Genomic DNA, 20,222 nt, shown 5'->3' on the forward strand with positions numbered 1-20,222 from the left:
TACCGCTTTTGCGGGAAAAACGACTTTTCGCCCCAAACATATTGCAAACCCAAAATGTTGGTGCTAAGTTCATTCTGTACAATTATTAAGCAGCTCGACTTTTACACTGATGCCAAGGGACTAATGGACGCCGCACGTTGATTTCCGCGAAGTATGGCTTAATGCGCACTGATACGTAAAGGATAATGTATGTCGTACGATGTGTTTAAATTTGTAGCGTTGCGCCCGCCTGAAGCTACAAAAATAAAAAATAAAAAAAATACCATCACTCTCGCTTCTGTTTCTTCTTCAGAAGCTTTCACCATCTATTCACAGCTCAACCGTGTTGAAAAACAACAGGCGGAGTTCAAAGCCCTAGTGACCGAAATTGGCGCCGAAAAAGCACTGTCTGCTTTAATGATATCGGGAGTCGATGCTGCACTTATCAACAAAGTTATAGCAGTATCTGAATTAGACTCAGACGATGTTGTCGTGCTGAATAACGAAACAACAAACACTGAGCCAAGCAACGTCAACCCAGTTGTGAACAGTTTACAACCAAACACGGTGCTTTCAGCTACTTTGAACCCAAACTTAGCCCGTTTTTTTCGCAATAATCGTTTTGATGGTATTAGGTTAAATGATACCAACGCATTAAATGAGGGGAACAGTGATACCGCACTCAATGAAGGAAACGATGATTCGGTATTAAATGAAGGCCCTAATATCAATGTACTTGATGAGGGTATAGGTAGCGTGTTGGACGAAGGACCAACGCTCCCCGACTTAGATAACGTATTCAATGAGGGGCCTGGTATCGACGATAGAATAAATGAAGAAGATATCGATACGACCGCGAGTTTTTTCCGTCCAGTAGGTGTTGGCGATCTTCAAATTGTTCAACAAGAATTGCATCGTTATGAGTTGGGTGAAATTGCCTACGTTGAAAATGTACTTGCCAGCGAGTATAGAGAGCGCTCTCACAAACAAACGAATGAGCAGGAAGTAACTTTGTTTGAGGAAGAAGAAACTGAGCACTACATGGAAACAAACCTTCAAAGTTCAGAACGTTTCGAGCTGCAGCTAGCGTCTAAAGAAGAGATAGAAAAAAGAGCCAAGAACGAGCTTAGTATGAATGTGTCAGGTTCGTATGGGCCTACCGTTGAGGTGAAAGCGGGCATGCAGTTTTCAATCGAGAATGCCAAGCGTTCATCAAACGAGCGCTCAAGCCAATTTGCTCAAGAAGTAACAGAAAGCGCTGTTCAAAGAACTCAATCTCGGGTTAAAGAATCACGTAATGAAATTCAGCGTTCGAGAACAGAGCAATCGAATATCCATCGCTTCGATAATACGCAAAGTAGCGAGCATATCGCCGGTGTTTACCGTTATGTAGATAAAATCTATAAGATGCGCCTTGTAAACCGCGGTGTTCGTTTCTTCTATGAGTTTTATATCCCATCGCCAGGCGCATACCTGCGGCAACTTAGCGATAATCAACGCAAAAAACCTGCAGCAAACTTCCCTAAAGAGCCCGTGCTCAGAATTGCAGATATCACACCGAAAAATTACCAACGCTACGTAGAAGAATGGGGAGTAAGAAATGCACCTGTTCCACCTGAGCCGAAGGGTGAAACGATGACGGAAGTAGCCTCTGATGCCGACTCGGGCTCAAACGGTGCGCAAAAAGTAAGAAAAGAAGGTTCACTATTAATCGAGCGTGACTACGAAATTACCTCTGTAAAAGTCTCGGTCACTGCTTTTAAACAGCACAGCACCGACCCTGAAGTTTGGGTGACGATAGGAAGCGAAACACAACAAAAATCTGGGGGCTGGCCAAAACTAACAGGCTCTGACGATGCCACAGTTTTCGAGTTTGAGACTGCGAGAGGTCAGCGCGGTACACTCGGATTTTCGCTTTATGCACGACATGACGCAACTGTTCAACTTCTGATTCAGGTGGATACAAAACCAACTGAGCGCGCCATGACAGAATGGAAACACAAGGTGTATGATGCTATTTTCGAAGCCTATCAAGCGCAACTATCGGCTGCCAAAGCAGAGTATGCTGAAACCTTAGCCAACCAGTCTATAGGTGACCTAGTTGATGCTCCACCAGATCGTTTAAGGGAGCTAGAGCGCGACGAATTGAAGCGTTTGTGCTTGCAGCTTATGGGCGGAGAAGCGAAATTAGCAGAGGAGCGCGTAACCAATGAGAGTAGTTGGGATACGCCACTTGTTGTAGAGTCAAAAGAGGGACCAATGCTGGAAGGCAATTTGCCGATCAGCCGAAAACGCCTCGACCCGCTCGCAGTTGAAGTGCGGTTTGCTGAGCAGGCATTCGAATGGTCTAACATGTCATTTACCTTGTACCCTTACTATTGGAATGAGCCGGATCAGTGGGCAAAACTAGTTGCCCTGAAGCATGCTGACCCTTTACATGCAAATTTCTTACGCTCAGGCATAGCAAGAGTACTAGTACCTGTAAGACTTAATTTTGAAGATAGCGTACGTGACTTTGTTTATCGTGGGCGACCCGCATTGTATTCAACTGAACCTGCAAATATTACTGACGACAGATGGCTGCCATTACATCAAGAAATGCGCGAAGCAACTCAGCGTCGACAGAAAGGCGATATTGAAGTAGATACTTGGTTAACGCGCATGTCTACCCCATTAGTAATGCTCGATACAAATGTGCAGGTTGATGAACATGGGCATATGATGCAACGGAAAAATGACGACGAAAGTGAAGAGGATAATGACTAAGATGTCAGGCTCACTACCACTAATAGTAGGAGTGACTGGCACTAACGGCAAAACCTCAGTCACAACAATGTTAGCGTCGTTGTTGAATAAATTCGGCATTCCAGCCGCCGCTATTGGACAGCGAATTGAAACACCCAATGGTGTGAGAGACCGCTCAGAGGTGCCTGCAGGTGTGAAAGGTCTTCCAAGTTATATCGCTTGGCTCACTCAGAAATACAGCCTAAAAGTGATTACCATCGAAGTATATAGTGCTGCGCTAGCAAAAGGTCTGCACCAGTTAGTAACTTATGATGCAGTTGCATTCACTAACATAACCGAAGACCATATTAATGTGCATGGCGATTACGACGCCTACGTTCAAGCCAAATTAAGGATATTTTCGCACCTAGCGCCTCACGGCATCGTTATTTTAGACCCAAATGAGAGTGGTCTTCAGCCAGTATGCTCTCGATGTAAGGACCTCGGGCATGAGTACATTACGCCAGAGAAACATGCCACCCCCTTCGAATTAAGCTACCAAGAACAAAATTGTCGACTTGCGCTGTCATTAGCAGAGCAGCTTTTGCAAACTAGCCTACGGAATGTTCCAACAGACCATATTTCACAGGAGCAGTTACTGGAAAAAGTAATGCAACTAGATTCGCCTCCCGGACGTTATGAAAAATGGAGAATGCCAAATGGTGTGATAGCGGTAATAGACTTTGCTCACAACCCTGGTGGCATAAAAACGGTTATCAGCAACACTCGAAATGCTTTCAAGAATAATGAAAGAGTCGGCTTTTTACTAAGCTCTAAAGGAGGATGGGGAGAACAGAAGCGAACGTCCATGGCGAATGCTGCCAGCAGCGCTGACTTCGTAATTGTGAGCGATGATGACCCTAGGCAAGAGGACCCTGCGATTATTCGTTCGCAACTCGCCCACATGCATGGTTACCAAGAATGTTCGCCGCGCAGCCATGCTATTCATACTTTATGTGCGGCAATGAAAAAGGGCGATGTTGCCATTATTGCTGGTAGAGGCGCAGACCAACGTTGGGAAAGTTTAGTGGGTAGATATCCATACAGTGATGTTCATGTGTTACAGCAACTAGGTGGCAAAAAAATAACATGAATAAAGAAGCTCACTTTTTTAGCATTTCGGGTTACAACTTTAATCTGCCGAAGCGAAAAGACAAAACCTATAATGTAAATTACATGCATCGCAATGCGACTAATCACGACGAGCTTGCAATCAATCGACTAAAAATGCTTTTCCAAAAAGAAGGGTTTCTGTTTGAGCAAAGCTGTCGGGAAATAAGTAATTCAAATACTGTGATGGTGCGAGCGCATATCATTTTTTTTGCTGATCGCAGTTTCGATTTCAGAAGAAGTGAAAGATTCAAAAAATTACCTAAAGACTTACCTCCGGCTAATCCCGGCGTTACCCTCAGCTTTAGCGGAGCTGATTTGCACAATGGCATAGTGCGAATTCCAGACGAAGAAACACTTCGTAAAATCGCCCTAATGCAAGCACCACCTTTTGATCGCAAAAGCACTATGTCGGGAGCTGAGTACGCTCAACATATACTTAAATTTAATAGAAAAAAAAGTGCCTACTATGATCAAGTTCAATCGAAATGTGCTGTACGCCCATCAGATTGTGAATATACTCGTGGAAAAACCGGAGTAAACCTTTATCACTATTATTATAAAACCAAATATAACCGCCTATATCAGGAATACGGTGGTATATCGAGTTACCCCAAAACTTTCGGTGGATTCTTACGTTTATTTGATTGGTTTGTTGAAGCGAAGGATATTAGCTTAAGCCCTCTTGCCAAAGAGTTTGTGAGAGACTTATCAGACCATATTGACAATGGTGAGTTAGCAAAAGTACAAAATGTTCTATCAATTTCTGACATTTATGCGGCAATAGAAGAGTTAGGTAAAGCTAGATCTATCGTCTTGGAGCTCTCTATTTTTTCTCACGCGTGGTGGGGAGGCCCCGTTCTAGTTAACAGCTTTGATGAACGTTCGGACAGCAAAACGGGCTTGTGGTTTAAATACGATAGCAACAGTGCAAAACCCAGTGAATTTGCACAGAAATTTAGCGACGCTGAGTTTATCGCAGCACCAATTAGAAACCCTTATGATAAAGATGCTCGTTCAGAATATGATTTTGTATCATCTAAAATACGCTTTCAACACTGGTTAAGAAGCACCTTTCCAGACGGTGCCGACAATGTTCACGGGACATTAGATGACGAACAGTTGAAGTGGTTGAGAAAACAAGATTTTGCGATAAAAGGGAATTTAGCTCAGCGTAATGCTCATGCCCAAAAATCGTTTAATGAAAACTCACGCGTATTATTATGGGGGTGCAGTGCAGTTAGGGTGCATAAGAAACTCATTGATGCTTTTCTTCGAAGTGACTCTAAGCGTTATCGCAAGTCTTTTTCTAATAAAGAAAATATAAAGCAGAGGCTCACTCAATATTGGTCGCAACAACTATCCCTTTGGCAAACAGATCTAGAAGGACCCAAAATTGGCGATATTGAAAATATTCAAGCAAGCGGCATATCTTCTTACTACGAGCACATCAACCAAGTTAGTGCTGAAAAACCGCCCCTTTCTCACGCTTATCAACAGTCCAAAAGCATATCAACGTCGCCTCTGGGCCTAAAATATGGCTTAGTTTCCCCGTGCGATCCACTTCCTGAATCGAACGAGAGCATGAAAAGTAGTGATCGGATGCATAATGTGGTATTCCGGGCTAGTGACACGCCTTATATTTATGGTTTATCGAGCCCACCTAAATACTCAGACTGGGAAGAGTTGAAGAGCAATTCAAGCTTTATCGAAGCCTTGGGCATCTTTGGGCCCTTCCCTGAGGAATCAAACGCTTTGGCTAGTATTTCTGACAGTAAAAAATACTGGCAGCGATATGTTGATGAACGTGACAATGCCAATTCGATTTTCACAGAAGAACAGCTGCGCAAGGTACTCACCGCTGTTTCAGAGCGATTCAGACACTCATGGACTATTCAAATTTCACCCTGTCTTATTCCAGAGTATATGGCAATTTATCAATCCTTTAATTGGATATTATCACTGTCATGGAGTGTTAAAGTTCATTCTGCGCCACCGGGCACTGGCACTTTATTTCAGAGCCAGCGTAGCGATAGTGTTTTTAAATCAAGGGTTAGCAAAGCCAAAAAGCGAACGCCTAAAAAAGTATTTTATCCTCTGAATGATATTGGGTATCAGCATAAAAACTACCGTGGATACGCAGAAAAAAATCAAGCCAGAATCAATTTTTATAGAGAGCTGTTTGGTGTTGATACAGCGAAAGACGAAATACTCAACGAAACGATAGGCTATTTTGTGCTAGATCCAAAAGATACTAGCTTTTGGAACTTTGTATCATGGCCCGCAATACGTGATGCATTAAGAGTAGAGTGGTTAGATAGACAAAACGAGTAACTAAACCCTAATCAGACAAGTTATAGGTCCAATCATATTCCTTCGATTCATGGTGTCGAGAATCTGATGCATATTCAAGTGATGGTCTGTTTTTGTGTTTCGCTGGGTCGGTGACCGACCCAGCGAAACCAAAGTCACATTGAATGATAGAGTCGTTGCATGTGGCAACGTTCGGTGGAGCTCGAAGTGGCGGCATAAGAGAATCGTTTTTTCGCCAGGAAGAGCCTGCTTGGCAAAGTACGCCAAAATCTTATGGGTAACAGCGGGGTCCGTAATACAAGCAATTATCCTTTATTCTTCAATTTAAACACCAGAACATGCAGTAACCAAAGCAAAACAGTCCAAGAAATAAGAAAAACAATAAACAACATCGACATATGTTCCCAAATAATATTTTTGATCAAAACGGACTCTGCCGGGTTATTTGGGTTTACGTAAATATCTATTGGTTCAGAAGCTGCAAACTTTCTCTTTAACTCTTGTCCTAATTCAAGCATGAAACCGTCGTCATATATATCGTACCAAGTTACTTTACTTCCGATATATTCTGTATCTCTAAAAATGTACTTATACCGAATACGAGGCGTATATAGCGTATATTGGCTTCGATTATCTCTAGTCGATGTTGTAACCGATTCCTCAATATAAATATTTACTATCGCCGCTTTATTGGGTAGCCAATTAATAGAAAAAATTGGAACAGCTACTCCTTTAAATACCTGTATTGAGAATACGATTACAAATATTAGCGCTATTAAAGCGACAAAACAGACACCCAATCTGGCCTTTCTGAGTTCTGCGCTACTAACCTTTATTGTCATAAAAGCACTCTTTTTAATTCATTTTTTACGATATTGTCATGAAAGATAAGATACCCGCATTCCTAGCTCGAGCAGTCGCTTAATTTGCTGGGTTTTCTGTTCCAGCAATAGCAAAAAAGGAACACAGTAGATTAGCTGAACATTGTTATCACTGATAAAAAGGCGAATGTTTGCTGTGGCATGTAATTTTACGCTTACTAGTGTCTTGTGCCATCAAGGTATTTAGTTTGGCCGTTGTGCTAAATCATCAATAGAAAAAGCGTCGGGCTCGGTCTTAAACAACCAGTAAGCCATAGCGGTATCTTCATTTTTATTATTCACATTCCCTTAAGTATACAAAGGGCGCTTATTTAATGACAGCGCTATACCCCCACCGCAGCAACACTGCTATAATTACCGCTCATTTCTGAAAATTTGCCTAGGGCCAGCACGCCCAAGCTTTTCAGGCAAACTCTGTTTTTTTATATGTGATCATTATGCAAGCCACCATTAAAGCTGACCGCAGTCTGTTTTCTTACCCTAAATATTGGCCCCACTGCCTCGGCACAGCGCCGTTTCTTCCTATGTCAAAGGAGGAGATGGATGCATTAGGTTGGGATAGCTGCGATGTTATTTTGGTCACCGGCGACGCCTATGTAGATCACCCAAGCTTTGGTATGGCGGTAATAGGTCGCGTATTAGAAGCTCATGGCTTTCGCGTAGGCATCATTGCCCAACCAGACTGGAAGAGCAAAGACGACTTTATGAAGCTTGGCAAGCCTAATCTCTATTTTGGTGTGACTGCCGGCAACATGGACTCCATGATTAACCGCTACACGTCAGACAAAAAGCTGCGTCATGACGATGCCTATACGCCGGGCAACGTCGGTGGTAAGCGTCCAGATAGAGCGGTGACGGTGTATGCACAGCGTTGTCGTGAGGCCTTTAAAGGCGTGCCCGTTATTGCTGGTGGCATTGAAGCAAGCCTTCGCCGTATCGCCCATTATGACTATTGGAGCGAGAAAGTGCGTCGCTCGGTGTTATTTGACTCAAAAGCCGATATGCTTTTCTTTGGAAATGCGGAGCGTCCATTGGTTGAAGTTACGCACCGTTTAGCTGCGGGTGAAAATATAGCTGACATGCGCGATATTCGCGGCACCGCGATTATTGTGAAAGAGGCATTGCCCGAGTGGCAAGGCGTAGATTCCACATCCCTTGACCGTCCTGGCAAAATAGATCCTATTCCAAGCCCTTATATTATGGAGCCGGAATGTGATTCTGAGGAAAAAAATAGCAAAAGTAGCGAAGCGCCCGACGCAGCGCCCATTGTTATTCAGCCACCTCAGAAAGAGAAAGAAAAGCGTAAGCCTTGGGAAAATGTGTACGTTAAACTTCCTGCTTATGAAACGGTAAAAGACAACAAAACGCTTTACGCCCACACATCGCGAATTTTGCATCAAGAAACAAATCCGGGCTGCGCACGAGCACTTATGCAGCGCCATGGCGACCGACATATCTGGATAAATCCACCAGCGATGCCTCTTGAAACTGAAGAAATGGATGCTGTGTTCGACTTGCCCTATCAGCGCATACCTCACCCTGTTTATGGTGATGCGAAAATTCCAGCCTACGACATGATCCGCTTCAGTATCAATATTATGCGAGGCTGTTACGGTGGCTGTACGTTCTGTTCAATTACTGAGCATGAAGGACGTATTATTCAAAGTCGCTCTGAAGACTCTATTATCAGAGAGATAGAGCAAATTCGCGATACCGTCCCAGGGTTTACGGGCGTAATTTCTGACTTGGGCGGCCCTACGGCAAACATGTATCGCCTGCGCTGTAAAAGCCCTAAAGCGGAAGCAACCTGTCGTCGCCCCTCTTGCGTATACCCAAGTATCTGTGCCCATATGGACACCGATCATAAGCCGACGATAGACCTCTATCGCCGTGCGCGTAACTTACCGGGAATAAAGAAAATTCTTATTGCTTCAGGCGTTCGTTACGACTTAGCCATTGAAGATCCTGAATACATTAAAGAGCTGGCGTTGCACCATGTGGGTGGCTATCTAAAAATTGCCCCAGAACACACTGAAGAAGGTCCGCTTTCTAAAATGATGAAGCCTGGTATGGGCACCTACGATCGCTTTAAAGAGTTGTTTGACAAATACTCTGAAGAAGCAGGTAAAAAGCAGTACTTAATTCCATATTTTATTGCCTCTCATCCAGGTACTACTGATGAAGACATGCTTAGTCTTGCTATATGGCTTAAAGAAAATAAGTTTAAACTAGATCAAGTGCAAAACTTTTACCCCTCGCCCATGGCCACAGCAACGACCATGTACCACACAGAGGTAAACTCTCTTCGTAAAGTCACAAAAGACAGTGAAGAAGTACCATCAGCAAAAGGTGAAATCCATCGCCGTTTGCATAAGGCTATGCTGCGTTATCACGATCCTAAAAACTTTGCGCAAATTCGTAAAGCGTTGGTCAATATGGGTAGAGAAGATCTTATTGGTCGTGGCCCTCAGCACTTGGTGCCACCTGAAACTGCCGATGAAAAACGTCAAAAAGCGCAACGTGGGCGCAAAGGTGAGCGCGCGTTGACCAAGCACACCGGCTTACCTCCTTCATTCCAGCGTAAAAGCAATGGCAAGACCGGTGGTAAAAGCAACACCCAGAACACCAAATCAGGTGGCCGTCAGGAGCAAAGCTCTGGTTCAAATAGGAGCGGCGGCAAAGGCGGATTTAGCGGCAACCAAGCTGTAAACGTTGGCAACAAGTCAAACAGGCCTAAAGCCCAGCGGTCTAAATAAGCGCGGTATAAATAAGCGCGGCATAAATAAGCGCGGTATAAATAAACGAAAGACAGCGCAATAAAAAAGCAGTGTTAAACACAAGCTTTAAAAAAACTAAAAAAGGGCCTTTTGATAACTGAAAGGCCCTTTTTGTCTTTAAGCATGTGTATACCGCAGTTCACAACTAATACATATCAAACTATCGTTTCACTGCCACACAATCAACCCCGTCAAGCAGCATCTCTTCATTGTTTTGTTCGTTACGAATAAAACACTCATCACCGCGCTTTAACAACGTAAACACAAACGCAGGGTTACTGTGTCTGCCGTCAATAGGCAAACCTCGTTTATCTATAGTGCTTTTGCGCTCGATACTTAAGTTAGGCGACGCAGTAAACGCATTATCTGCGAGGGTGATATCCATGCCGCCAAACCACTCACCAATCGCCGTTTCGATAACAGCCACGCTGTCTAATTCAGCCCCTGAGGTCGCCACAGTTTGAGGTGATGTCGCGAGTAAGGCCATTTCAGGTGGATCAGCTTTTGTGGAAGTGCACCCTACTGTCGTGGTTAAAACAAGCGTCAACACACAAGCTAACAGGCGTTTTGCTTTGCCTATTGCCCATGCCGCCTTGGTGTTGGCAGTGCTTGCGCCAACACCTGTACCAGCGTCTCTTCTGCGCTCTAAACACGCCATTAGTTGTCGCCTCGAAGAATAGGCTCGTTAATTTTATTATGCAGTATCAACTCATCTCGCTGGGTACGAGGTGGCTTAATTGATAGGGACGATTCATTCGCATTAGCTTGACCACTTGCTTGGCTGTCAGATGACGCACTAGAGTGTGACACAGACATTGAAGATGCAGTACTTACTGGGCATGCGCCAGATTCTGCATATTGTATTGCCGCAGACAGCATACCTTCACTGGCATCGCCAAGTGGTTTTGTGAAGTCATCTTGCACATCGCAACCTGGTAACTCAAAGTCAAAGTTGGGCGTTGAGGTAGGAATAAAGCCATCGGCAAAGTCACCAAACCCTTTGTTATTCACACCTTGGAATTGAATAGTGAAATAGGTGGTTCCGCAGTTATCTGTCGGATAAAACCCATAAGGCTTGCCACACGTGGGGGTACCTATCTGCACCACTTCAACATCAACACCGCGAAGCGAGTTGATCACCGCTTCACTGGCAGAACAGGTAGAGCCTGTCGTAATTACGTAAACTGTGGTTAGCGATAAGCTAGGAAGTAACGTATTGGTGAGCACACCCGCATTGTAATCTATTTCTGTTGAGTAAAACGGTGTGGGGCTTATCGTAGAGCCAGTTACGGGGTTTCTTGTTGGATACTTATCGTTAAACTGTAACGTCTCAAAAATAGCGCCGTTGGTTTGGTTTGGGCCCGCCACCATGTAAGAAAGCTGAGACGCTAAGGCAAGTAGCCCACCACCGTTATAACGAAGGTCGATAACAAGCTCGGTAACGTTGTCATTCACAAATTGATCAAATGCGTTTATTAGCGAGCCTTGTGCTGTACGAATAAAGGTATTGAACTGAAAATACCCCATTTTACCCGCACTGGTCTCAAGCACAGTGATGTTTTGAACCGGCGATACTTCTATATCAGCAGAGGTAACGCTCACTGATAGCTCGCTACCGTCTACAAGCTCAAAAGTCAGGTTGGTGGTGGTACCACTTTCACTGGGAAATAACCCTGCGTTGATCACATCCACCTCGGCCTGTGTATTGGCATTAACGAAATCAACGCCGTCGATGGATTTAAGCGACGCACCACGAGGAACACCAGAGTTCGCTGCGGGTGAATTTGGTTCGGTATACTGCACAATGAGTTCTCGAGGCGCAGTCAAATTGACAAACTCCCACTCAAAACCGTAACCAGATGACACCCCAGTTTGCGTTAGCGTATTGTATTCATCGGTAGCGCGGGAGAAATGAAAATTGTCCTTAGGTGTGCCGCTAGGCGTAAGCTCTGTAGTTTTGAGTTGATCAAAATATGCAGCGACTGAAAAATTGGCAGGGTCGTTGTCGTCAACTTCGTCATACCAAAGGTATGTATCGTTGGTCCATGAACGCATCCACAGCTTTTCATCCATTGCAGTACCCGCTTCATCAGGATAAGGATTACCTGAAAACGGATCGATACCACTTCTTGGCGATTCACACTGGTTGATAAAATTTGATTCCGGCTCGTAAACGCCTGCCTGCCAGTCAGGTTCACTTGGCGTTTCTGACACAGGAGGAGTGACGCTCGACTCAGGTGTGGTATTAGAAGAACCACTACCACCGCACGCAGTGACAGATGAAATCACAAGAGCAGCTATCGTGAGCTCTCTTAGTGATGAAAAATTGCTTACCTTCATACAATATTCCTTGTAGCAACCAGTGGAGTAAACCTTGCTTTTTGCTTAGATGTTGCTCTGTCCACAGCGCACTGATCAAAAAATAAACTCGGTGTTGATATTGCCACACACATCCGCAATTTAACATTTATCTACTTTAAAATTTTGTAAACAAACGCTAATGACAAAATTAGAGTACAGCAAGAATATTACTGGAACATTGTTAGGGCATTGCTCGTTTAAAATGAGTTACTCACTGTCTTTAAATGGCAGTTCTGCACTAGGGATAAAACCTACAAAAGGCTCTGTTAAACTTGAGATATAAAGCCCGTCCGCCGTTTGAAGTGCACCGGTGGTAAACGCATAGCCCCCGTCGGCAGATTGAAGGCTTTGCAGCACCTCACCTGTTGCGCTCACTTTTATGACGTGCCCGAAGGATTCGGCACGCGGACTTAGCGCGTCGGGCAACCGCATTAGGGCCTTTCTTAAAAAAGGGCTGGCGGAGAGTTCATCAATCATACTCTTGCGCGGTGCGGCAAAGCCTAGCCAGTAATCCCCTTCCTTGGTGGTACTAATATTATCTGGAAAACCAGGTAGGTTATCCATAAATACCGTCACCCTGCCTTTATTAACGCCTTTTAGCCAATAGCGTAATACACGGTATTTTCCCGTTTCATTCACTAATACGCTATCGCCGTTGTTACTTATTGCGACTCCATTGGCAAAAATAAGAGCATCCATTATCACAGCTGAAGCCCCAGTAACGGGGTTATATTCGATAAGCCTCCCATTCCCCCTGTGCTCCATTATCTCAAGCATACTGGCCTTCAGCGTTCCGCCGTATTCTTGAGCAGCAAATTTGGATGTCGCATCAGTAAAGTAGACCATTCCATTATCGGCAATATCAACATCGTCGGCGAAAACAACTGCAGTAACTTTGCCACCATCCTCAACTTTATCGACTAACACGCTAACTGTGCCAGCGACATCAATCTTAAGTAGGCCTCGGTGTGCATCAGCAACGAATAAATTGTCATCACTATCGTACTCTAACCCAAGAGGACGACCTCCTGTGTTAACCCAAACCTCAAACTGGGTATCACTGGGACGCTTTCTAAGAATATTTCCAGAATGACTCGATACAGCAATAACACCGCTTGCACTTACTGCAAGGTCCTCGGGGCCATAGTCATCAGCCATTGATATATGTCGAAGCGCCTTTAATTTTTCATTCTGCTTGAAGCTTCCAACCAGGCCATTATCTTTTGGCGCTTGCCAGGATGCGGGTGAAATGGGTACAGGCCAAACAGAGAAATAGGCCGCGCAGATACAAAGAAGGAAAAACGATATTAATAGGAAGCGAAATAGGAAGCGAAAAATGCCAGTGCCCATGGTGCAATCTCATGTTTTTTTATATCAATTTATTTAATTAACATACCTATTCTATTTAAAAATAGACTCTTTATTTTAGTTATATTAAGTCATGCTGCACTGAATCATGTTTTGCTAAGTCGTGCTGTACTAAATCATGTTTCCTAGGCCGTATGATTCTGGCCCACGCTGTCCTTTGCTGGTCACGTTGTCAGCGACCCTGTCCTTTTTTGGCGAACCAAATGGTTAAATGTCTAGCGTATGCATCTAATTTTATGCCTCGCCTTTTTTTAAAAATTACAATTCGTTAAGTATCAATCTTTTACTGTAGCCACAGCGGTATTAACTATTCATTTATTACGAGTGCTGTGTTTATGTTTCTTCTATTGTGCGGGTGTCTTGTGGTTATTATTGGCGGCATGGTGACTTTCCAAGCTCTATTTGCGCCATTAATTTTTATAAAACTCCCAATCGAAGTCGCCCGGCCCTTTATTCGCACCTTTTTTCCCTTTTACTATTTGTATTTTGGCGCACTGAGTTTACTTGCTACCGCTTCTGCAATTATGAGCAACCATTGTCAAGTGGCCTGGTTAATAGCGCCTGTCACACTCGGCTTTATTATTAGCCGTCAGATACTTATGCCGCTGGCAAATCACGCCACCGATAACCAACGGGAAAAGAAATTCCAACTATACCATCGCCTTACCGTGTTGATTAATACGGTACAGCTGGTAGCGCTATGCATGGCTTTCTATGGGTTGTTGGCCCCCTATTAACGAGGAAAAATGATGTCGATAATAAGCAAAGCGATGACCGACAACTCGATAAGTCTAGTAGACAAGGAGTTACGAGCTAGTCACGCCGGCGAGACCGGAGCAGTTTGGATTTACCGCGGCGCCCTTACCGCCGATTTCTTAGTGAGCATAGTGGCAGGCCTTTGGGCTAAGTTAAGCCCACAAACACAGAGTCGAGAAAAAGAGGAAAAGCAAAAGACAGAATATAGAGTGTCTTCGTTTGCTTCTGAGCATCTGGCCACTGAAAAGAATCATCTCGATATATTTGAAAGCCACATGCCTCCGTTTAGAGGTAGCTATATGCTGTTACTTTGGATGGTAGCGGGGTTTATGACAGGTTTTCTTCCGAGGATTTTGGGGCGTAACTGGTTTTTTTATACCATCTATTGCGTTGAATATTTCGTTGATGAGCACTATGAAGAACAGTGCGCCCTGCTTGAGAGCCTTGAACCTACGCCCTTTGATGTTCTGGAAAAATTTAGACAGTGCCAGTCAGACGAGCAGGGTCACAGAGACGAAGCGTACAATGCAATGACCACTCCCCCAACGCATGCCATGAAATTATGGGGTAACATGGTAGGTAAAGGTTCGGCTATCGCCGTTGTTGTAGCAAAGAAAATCTAATGCTTGTCAGCGTAAATAGATAACCATTAAGTTGGTGTGCTTTTGAGTAAGAAAGTACAAGTTGGAAAGTACAAGTTAGAAGGTGTAGATAGGAAAACGTAAGTGGGAAAAAAGACAAGGGAAAGGCCGCCACGACAATGTGACAACTGCAAGGTGGAAGCAGACGTTCAGTATCGTGTTAGTTACAAGGGCGAGTGGCATATAATCTGTAAAACTTGCCAGCTAGAGGCGTCTGATTGTAGTGATTATATTTACGGCGGTACATGGAAACGCAATAAGCGTAATTAAAACCGCATGGGTTCGGCTCACCTAACCCCCATCGCCCACAAATCGCCCACAATATGAACGCCAATTCCTTTAAACCATCATTTTTAGCGACAACTTTAGCTACAATCCACTTCCTCATTCGTGCAAAATAGCGGAAGATAGCAAGGAAACTTAACATGGCTACGCGTAGATAAAGCCATTAATAACAGGGTAAGACCATGCCAAAGGCAAGTGAAATCAAAAAAAATCACACCATCGTTTACGGTGGAAAAACGTGTATTGTAAGAGATATTGATCGTTCAGTACCTCAGGGCCGCGCTGGCGGAAGCATATATCGTATGCGTATGTACGATGTCGTTAGCGGCGCTAAATTCGACGAAACATTTAAAGACTCAGACATGTTAGAGATGGCTGATTTAGTGCGCCGCCCGGTGATGTTTTCATACATGGACGGCGACGAATTTGTCTTTCTAGATAACGAAGACTACACGCCTTACCACCTAAACAAAGAAAGTATTGCTGATGAAGCCTTGTTCATTAATGAAAAGACTGAGTCTATTCAGGTGTTAATTGTGAGTGACGTGCCCGTTGCCCTCGACTTGCCAATGAGCGTAGAGCTAGAAGTGGTTGAAACTGACCCGTCAATCAAAGGCGCTTCAGCAACCTCGCGTACCAAGCCAGCTACTTTATCTACTGGCCTTGTGGTGCAAGTTCCTGAATACATCAGCACTGGCGAATGGATTAAAGTGAACACTGAAGAACGCAAGTTCCAAAGCCGCGCGTAAATTCAACTAGACCGCGCCCATAAAAAAACCGGATAAGTAAACTTATCCGGTTTTTGGTATCTGCTGCCGCTTTTTAGTTAGGCAGCTTCTGTTTCTTTTTCACTATTTTTTTCGCTAGTTTCTTCAGTGTCAGCTACTTCATGACTTAGCAAGTATTCAAAAGCGGCTAGCGACGCTTTAGCACCCTCGCCCATCGAGATTACGATCTGCTTATAAGGCACTGTTGTCACGTCACCGGCAGCGAATATGCCAGGCTCAGAAGTATGACATTTACCGTCAATAACAACTTCGCCATATTGAGTAAGCTCAACAGTATCCTTCATAAATTGGCTATTCGGTACCAATCCAATTTGAACAAACACACCGACTAATTCTTTCGTGTGTACTTCGTTGGTACTGCGATCTTGGTACTCGATAGCATTTACTTTGCCATTTTCAGCTAAAATCTGACGCGTTGCCGCATTCTTGATAATGGTAATGTTGTCACGCTTGTTTGCTTGATCAATCAGTACTTGGTCTGCTTTTAATTCAGGCATGAATTCAAAAACAGTTACCGATTTCACAATACCGGCTAAATCAAGGGCCGCCTCAATACCTGAGTTACCGCCACCAATCACTGCAACATCTTTACCTTTAAAGAATGGACCGTCACAGTGTGGGCAATATGCCACGCCGTTGCCTATGTTCTCTCTCTCACCAGGCACACCTAGTTCTCTCCAACGAGCGCCGGTGGCAACAATAAGACTACGAGTACGAATTTGCTCGCCAGAAGAAAGCGTAATCGTTTTGATATTGCCTTTTTCGATGTTATCAACACGCACATGCTCTTTAAGAGTAATGTCATAGTCGCGCACGTGTTCCATCAAGTTGCCTACAAGCTCTGGGCCTGTGGTTTTCGACACTGAAATTAAATTCTCAATGCCCATAGTATCTTTAACTTGGCCGCCAAATGTTTCTGCGATAACCGATACCTTTAAGCCTTTACGAGCGCTGTAGATAGCGGATGCCACACCAGCTGGACCACCGCCAATCACAGTTACGTCTTGTAAAGGCATTGACTCGCCTTTGTTGGCGTCTTTTAAACTTGGATCTTGCTCAATCAGCTTATTAATAAGCACAGCGGCATCAACTTTACCGTTAGCGAATAGTTCGCCGTTTAGGTAAACACTTGGTACACCCTGAATGTCACGTTCTTCAATAACGTTCTGATACAAACCGCCATCTATCATCTCAGACGTAATGTTCGGATTGATTAGCGCAAACTGATTAAGCGCTTGTACGACTTCTGGGCAGTTGTGGCAGCTTAGGCTGATAAACACTTCGAAATTAAGTGGTTCGCTCACTGCTTTAACTATAGACGCTACGCTGTCATCTAGTTTTAATTCAGTTCCTGAAGCATGCAGCATGGCTAGAATCAGTGAGTTAAACTCATGACCGCCCGGAATACCTGAAAATCTGATCCCCGTATCTTCTCCATCAGCTTCTAATAAAAAGCTTATAGAGCTGCGAAGTACGCCGTTTGTGTCGCGTTCTTCAACACTAAGTTTATCGCTTACACCTGCAATGTCGGACAGAAAGCCAACAAGCTCTTCACGCTTGCTGTGTTCACCGGTCTGTACGACAAAGGTTACGTCTTTTTGCATTGTCTCGGTATAACCCTTCAATGCTTGTAAAATTTCTTTAGTTAACACGGTTGTCCTGCCTTATTTTCGACATGCCGATCCCCGCCAACCATTTTTGATGGTCAACTTATAAGCGGAAACTGGAAAGTTAAATAAAAATTGAATAGAGGGAGTGAGAATTCACTCCCTATCGACTAGTTGCGTTTCTGTAAAAACGCGCTAGTTGCGTCAGTGCTTAGATTTTACCAACTAGGTCTAGTGAAGGTGCTAGTGTTGCTTCGCCTTCTTTCCATTTAGCTGGACATACTTCGCCTGGGTTGTTCGCTACGTACTGAGCCGCTTTAATCTTACGTACTAGGTCATCTGCGTCACGGCCAATGCCTTCAGACGTGATTTCCATTGCTTGTACAATACCTTCTGGGTCTACAACAAATGTTGCACGGTCAGCTAGGCCCATTGTTTCACGCATGCAGTCGAAGTTGCGTGTGATTTCGCCAGTTGGGTCGCCAATCATTGCAAATTTGATTTTGTTGATTGTATCTGAAGAATCGTGCCATGCTTTGTGAGTGAAGTGAGTGTCAGTAGATACTGAGAATACTTCTACGCCACGAGACTGTAGCTCTTCGTACTTATCAGCGATGTCACCAAGCTCAGTTGGGCATACAAATGTGAAGTCAGCTGGGTAAAATACGAATACTGACCATTTGCCTTTGATATCTTCATTACTTACGTCAATAAATTCGCCGTCTTTAAATGCTGTTGCTTTAAAAGGCTTAACAGCAGTATTGATCATTGCCATGTTTAAATTCTCCGTTATGGTTTAAGAAAGATTGTTTTTAAATTAGATTCGTAAGCCAGTAGCATACGAGAGTAATCTTTACGTTTTATATGACCACTTGGTTTTGCAATTTTTGTTTCGCTTACTTCAAGTGCCCTTCAACTTGATGCAAAGAATAGCGCGCTAATTTATAAAACACTAATTGGTAAATATGAATCGTCTAATCAAGTTATTGAATCGAACGATTAAAACTTATCAAATATGATTAAAAACAACGCGATATAACACCGGAGTAGTCTAATGCGAAACTCGCGACTTGCCCAAGACATTGCTAGAATTGATGGTTCGACACCGTCAAGGACCATCGGAAAACATATAAAAATGGCTTCAAGCCCTTTTGTTTTCTTCCGCGGTTCTGCACAGCTATTTTACTCCGATGTGTATAATGGGGTCATATCCCTGCCAGACAACCTCAATGCCATACCGCTAACAAGTATTGTGGGCGATTGCCACTTGTCTAATTTTGGGTTTCTTACCGAAGAGGGCTCCCACGGTGATACCGTTATTTTTTCACCCAATGATTTTGACGATGCCTGCGTTGGCAGAGCGCACTGGGACATAATCCGGTTGCTCACGTCATTTGCTCTATCTCAAATACACTGTGAAGGTATTGTAAGTGGGGTCTATGTGGATAACGACGTTGACGCAACGAAACCCGTCATTAGCAAAAACGACGTGATTAATGCACAACATACTTTTTTAAGCGCTTACATCGAAACCTGCCGCAGAGTGACCGAAGATGAAAGCGTAATTAACGAAGCGGTTAACTGGCGACCTGAAAAAGTAGCCACAAAATTGGCCAAGCTTTACGATAAAGCAGTATTGAGAAGTGCTAACGGCAGCGCTTTTACAACAAAAAGTGCCCTTGCTCGGGCGGTAGTTTTTAACAATGATATTTTATCATTTAACGCGAATAGCCCAAAATTCACTCCACTAACCGACAAACAATATTCTGAACTCTACAACGCCTTTGCGCCTTTTATGGATGACTCGGTGGTTGATATCGTGCGCCGCGAGGATGCCGGAACCGGCTCGGTAAACCTCGACCGCTTCTATTTTTTAGTCGGCCCCCAAAAACCCCATACCTCAGTGAGTTTTTCCCATTGTCATATTGTAGAAGTAAAGCAACAGCGTGAAGCCGCGCCTCTTCATCACTTCGCATCCCTTTGCCCCGTCAATCAGCTTAATCCTGCTCATTTAACCGCACGAAGCCAGCGACGAATGCAGCGCAATCCAGACCTGATCTTAGATGAGGCAATTTTCGAGAATAAGCACTATCTCATCCGTTCGCGCCATCACGCTAAAGTTGGCATTTCACCTGAAGATGTTGTCATGGGCAAAAAAGCGACCCAAGGTGGCTTTGACTATTTTGCAGAGCTTTGTGGCTATACATTAGCACTCGCCCATTGCCGTGGAGACCGTCGCAGTACACGATTTGCCACCGCTGCTTGTAATTTATTGCCAGACGCACGTGAACAAATGGTTACCGCCTCGAACGAATATGCAAATAAAGTGCTCGACGATTATGCTTACTTTTGCGGGGAACTGGCTTTGTCATGATTTGCTTTTGTAAGGGGTGCGCTTCGATATGCACTTTTTGTGAAGGTATGAGCTTCTGGGGTATGGGCTTCTGGGGTATGAGCTTTTAAGATATGGTTTTTTTAAAGGTATCCGCGTATCTCACGATAGTGCATTGCTCCACCACGTTTCTAGCTATTAAATACAACGCAGTACTGTTACTTAACGCAAACGCCGAGT

Annotated in this window: 15 protein-coding genes and 1 pseudogene; 8 read left to right on the top strand and 8 right to left on the bottom strand. The window is 44.1% G+C overall.

Translation table 11 applies throughout. The features are described from left to right. The first annotated feature begins 189 nt into the window (after positions 1–189). Genes O9X84_RS10095 through O9X84_RS10105 form a run of 3 tightly spaced genes read left to right on the top strand, consistent with a single transcriptional unit; the run spans position 190 to position 6,207 of the window. The gene (locus O9X84_RS10095; protein ID WP_269519620.1) at positions 190–2,745 is read left to right on the top strand and encodes a hypothetical protein; all 2,556 of its coding nucleotides are present in this window, start codon (positions 190–192) and stop codon (positions 2,743–2,745) included. Beyond that, positions 2,738–3,856: a Mur ligase family protein gene (locus O9X84_RS10100; RefSeq protein WP_269519621.1), complete on the top strand. Its 1,119-nt coding sequence runs from the start codon at positions 2,738–2,740 to the stop codon at positions 3,854–3,856. The genes O9X84_RS10095 and O9X84_RS10100 overlap by 8 nt, the downstream gene beginning before the upstream one ends. Next, the gene (locus O9X84_RS10105) at positions 3,853–6,207 is read left to right on the top strand and encodes a hypothetical protein (protein WP_269519622.1); all 2,355 of its coding nucleotides are present in this window, start codon (positions 3,853–3,855) and stop codon (positions 6,205–6,207) included. The genes O9X84_RS10100 and O9X84_RS10105 overlap by 4 nt, the downstream gene beginning before the upstream one ends. A gap of 7 nt (positions 6,208–6,214) precedes the next feature. Here the strand turns inward: O9X84_RS10105 and O9X84_RS10110 are convergent, their stop codons facing one another. The 3 genes and pseudogenes from O9X84_RS10110 to O9X84_RS10120 all read right to left on the bottom strand — a co-directional run. After that, positions 6,215–6,403, bottom strand: a complete 189-nt coding sequence (locus O9X84_RS10110; RefSeq protein WP_269519623.1) for a hypothetical protein — start codon at positions 6,401–6,403, stop codon at positions 6,215–6,217. Positions 6,404–6,491: 88 nt separating this feature from the next. Beyond that, the gene (locus tag O9X84_RS10115; RefSeq protein WP_269519624.1) at positions 6,492–7,028 is read right to left on the bottom strand and encodes a DUF3592 domain-containing protein; all 537 of its coding nucleotides are present in this window, start codon (positions 7,026–7,028) and stop codon (positions 6,492–6,494) included. Between the two features lie 225 nt (positions 7,029–7,253). Beyond that, a pseudogene (locus tag O9X84_RS10120) lies at positions 7,254–7,322 on the bottom strand (EVE domain-containing protein); the annotation flags it as partial. Between the two features lie 182 nt (positions 7,323–7,504). Here O9X84_RS10120 and O9X84_RS10125 point away from each other — a divergent pair. Further along, entirely contained in the window at positions 7,505–9,823 is a 2,319-nt protein-coding gene (locus O9X84_RS10125; protein ID WP_269519625.1) for a YgiQ family radical SAM protein, read from the top strand. A 181-nt stretch (positions 9,824–10,004) separates the two neighbouring features. Here O9X84_RS10125 and O9X84_RS10130 read toward each other — a convergent pair whose 3' ends face one another. The 3 genes from O9X84_RS10130 to O9X84_RS10140 all read right to left on the bottom strand — a co-directional run bounded on the left by O9X84_RS10130 (position 10,005) and on the right by O9X84_RS10140 (position 13,555). Next, positions 10,005–10,502 (bottom strand): hypothetical protein, encoded by a 498-nt coding sequence (locus tag O9X84_RS10130; protein WP_269519626.1) that lies wholly within the window; start codon positions 10,500–10,502, stop codon positions 10,005–10,007. After that, entirely contained in the window at positions 10,502–12,184 is a 1,683-nt protein-coding gene (locus O9X84_RS10135; protein WP_269519627.1) for a S41 family peptidase, read from the bottom strand. The genes O9X84_RS10130 and O9X84_RS10135 overlap by 1 nt, the downstream gene beginning before the upstream one ends. A gap of 228 nt (positions 12,185–12,412) precedes the next feature. Then, entirely contained in the window at positions 12,413–13,555 is a 1,143-nt protein-coding gene (locus O9X84_RS10140) for an SMP-30/gluconolactonase/LRE family protein (RefSeq protein WP_269519628.1), read from the bottom strand. 380 nt (positions 13,556–13,935) lie between these two features. Between O9X84_RS10140 and O9X84_RS10145 the strand changes: the two genes are divergently transcribed. The 3 genes from O9X84_RS10145 (at position 13,936) to efpL (ending at position 16,004) form a co-directional block, all read left to right on the top strand. After that, positions 13,936–14,310, top strand: a complete 375-nt coding sequence (locus O9X84_RS10145) for a hypothetical protein (RefSeq protein WP_269519629.1) — start codon at positions 13,936–13,938, stop codon at positions 14,308–14,310. Positions 14,311–14,322: 12 nt separating this feature from the next. Beyond that, entirely contained in the window at positions 14,323–14,952 is a 630-nt protein-coding gene (locus O9X84_RS10150) for a demethoxyubiquinone hydroxylase family protein (RefSeq protein WP_269519630.1), read from the top strand. A 485-nt stretch (positions 14,953–15,437) separates the two neighbouring features. After that, entirely contained in the window at positions 15,438–16,004 is a 567-nt protein-coding gene (gene efpL, locus O9X84_RS10155) for an elongation factor P-like protein EfpL (protein WP_032096555.1), read from the top strand. Positions 16,005–16,081: 77 nt separating this feature from the next. On the opposite strand, the gene ahpF is transcribed toward efpL, so the two are convergent. Together ahpF and ahpC are read right to left on the bottom strand one after the other, a co-directional pair. Beyond that, on the bottom strand, positions 16,082–17,695 hold the full coding sequence (gene ahpF, locus O9X84_RS10160; RefSeq protein ID WP_269519632.1) for an alkyl hydroperoxide reductase subunit F: 1,614 nt from the start codon (positions 17,693–17,695) through the stop codon (positions 16,082–16,084). Between the two features lie 166 nt (positions 17,696–17,861). Further along, on the bottom strand, positions 17,862–18,419 hold the full coding sequence (ahpC, locus tag O9X84_RS10165; RefSeq protein ID WP_442864526.1) for an alkyl hydroperoxide reductase subunit C: 558 nt from the start codon (positions 18,417–18,419) through the stop codon (positions 17,862–17,864). 285 nt (positions 18,420–18,704) lie between these two features. On the opposite strand from ahpC, the gene O9X84_RS10170 reads away from it, so the two are divergent. Beyond that, positions 18,705–20,024 carry a DUF2252 family protein gene (locus tag O9X84_RS10170; protein WP_269519635.1) on the top strand — a complete coding sequence of 440 codons (1,320 nt, stop codon included), beginning with the start codon at positions 18,705–18,707 and terminating at the stop codon, positions 20,022–20,024. Positions 20,025–20,222: the final 198 nt, after the last annotated feature.

Source organism: Alteromonas sp. BMJM2 (genome assembly GCF_027257845.1).
GTDB lineage: Bacteria > Pseudomonadota > Gammaproteobacteria > Enterobacterales > Alteromonadaceae > Alteromonas.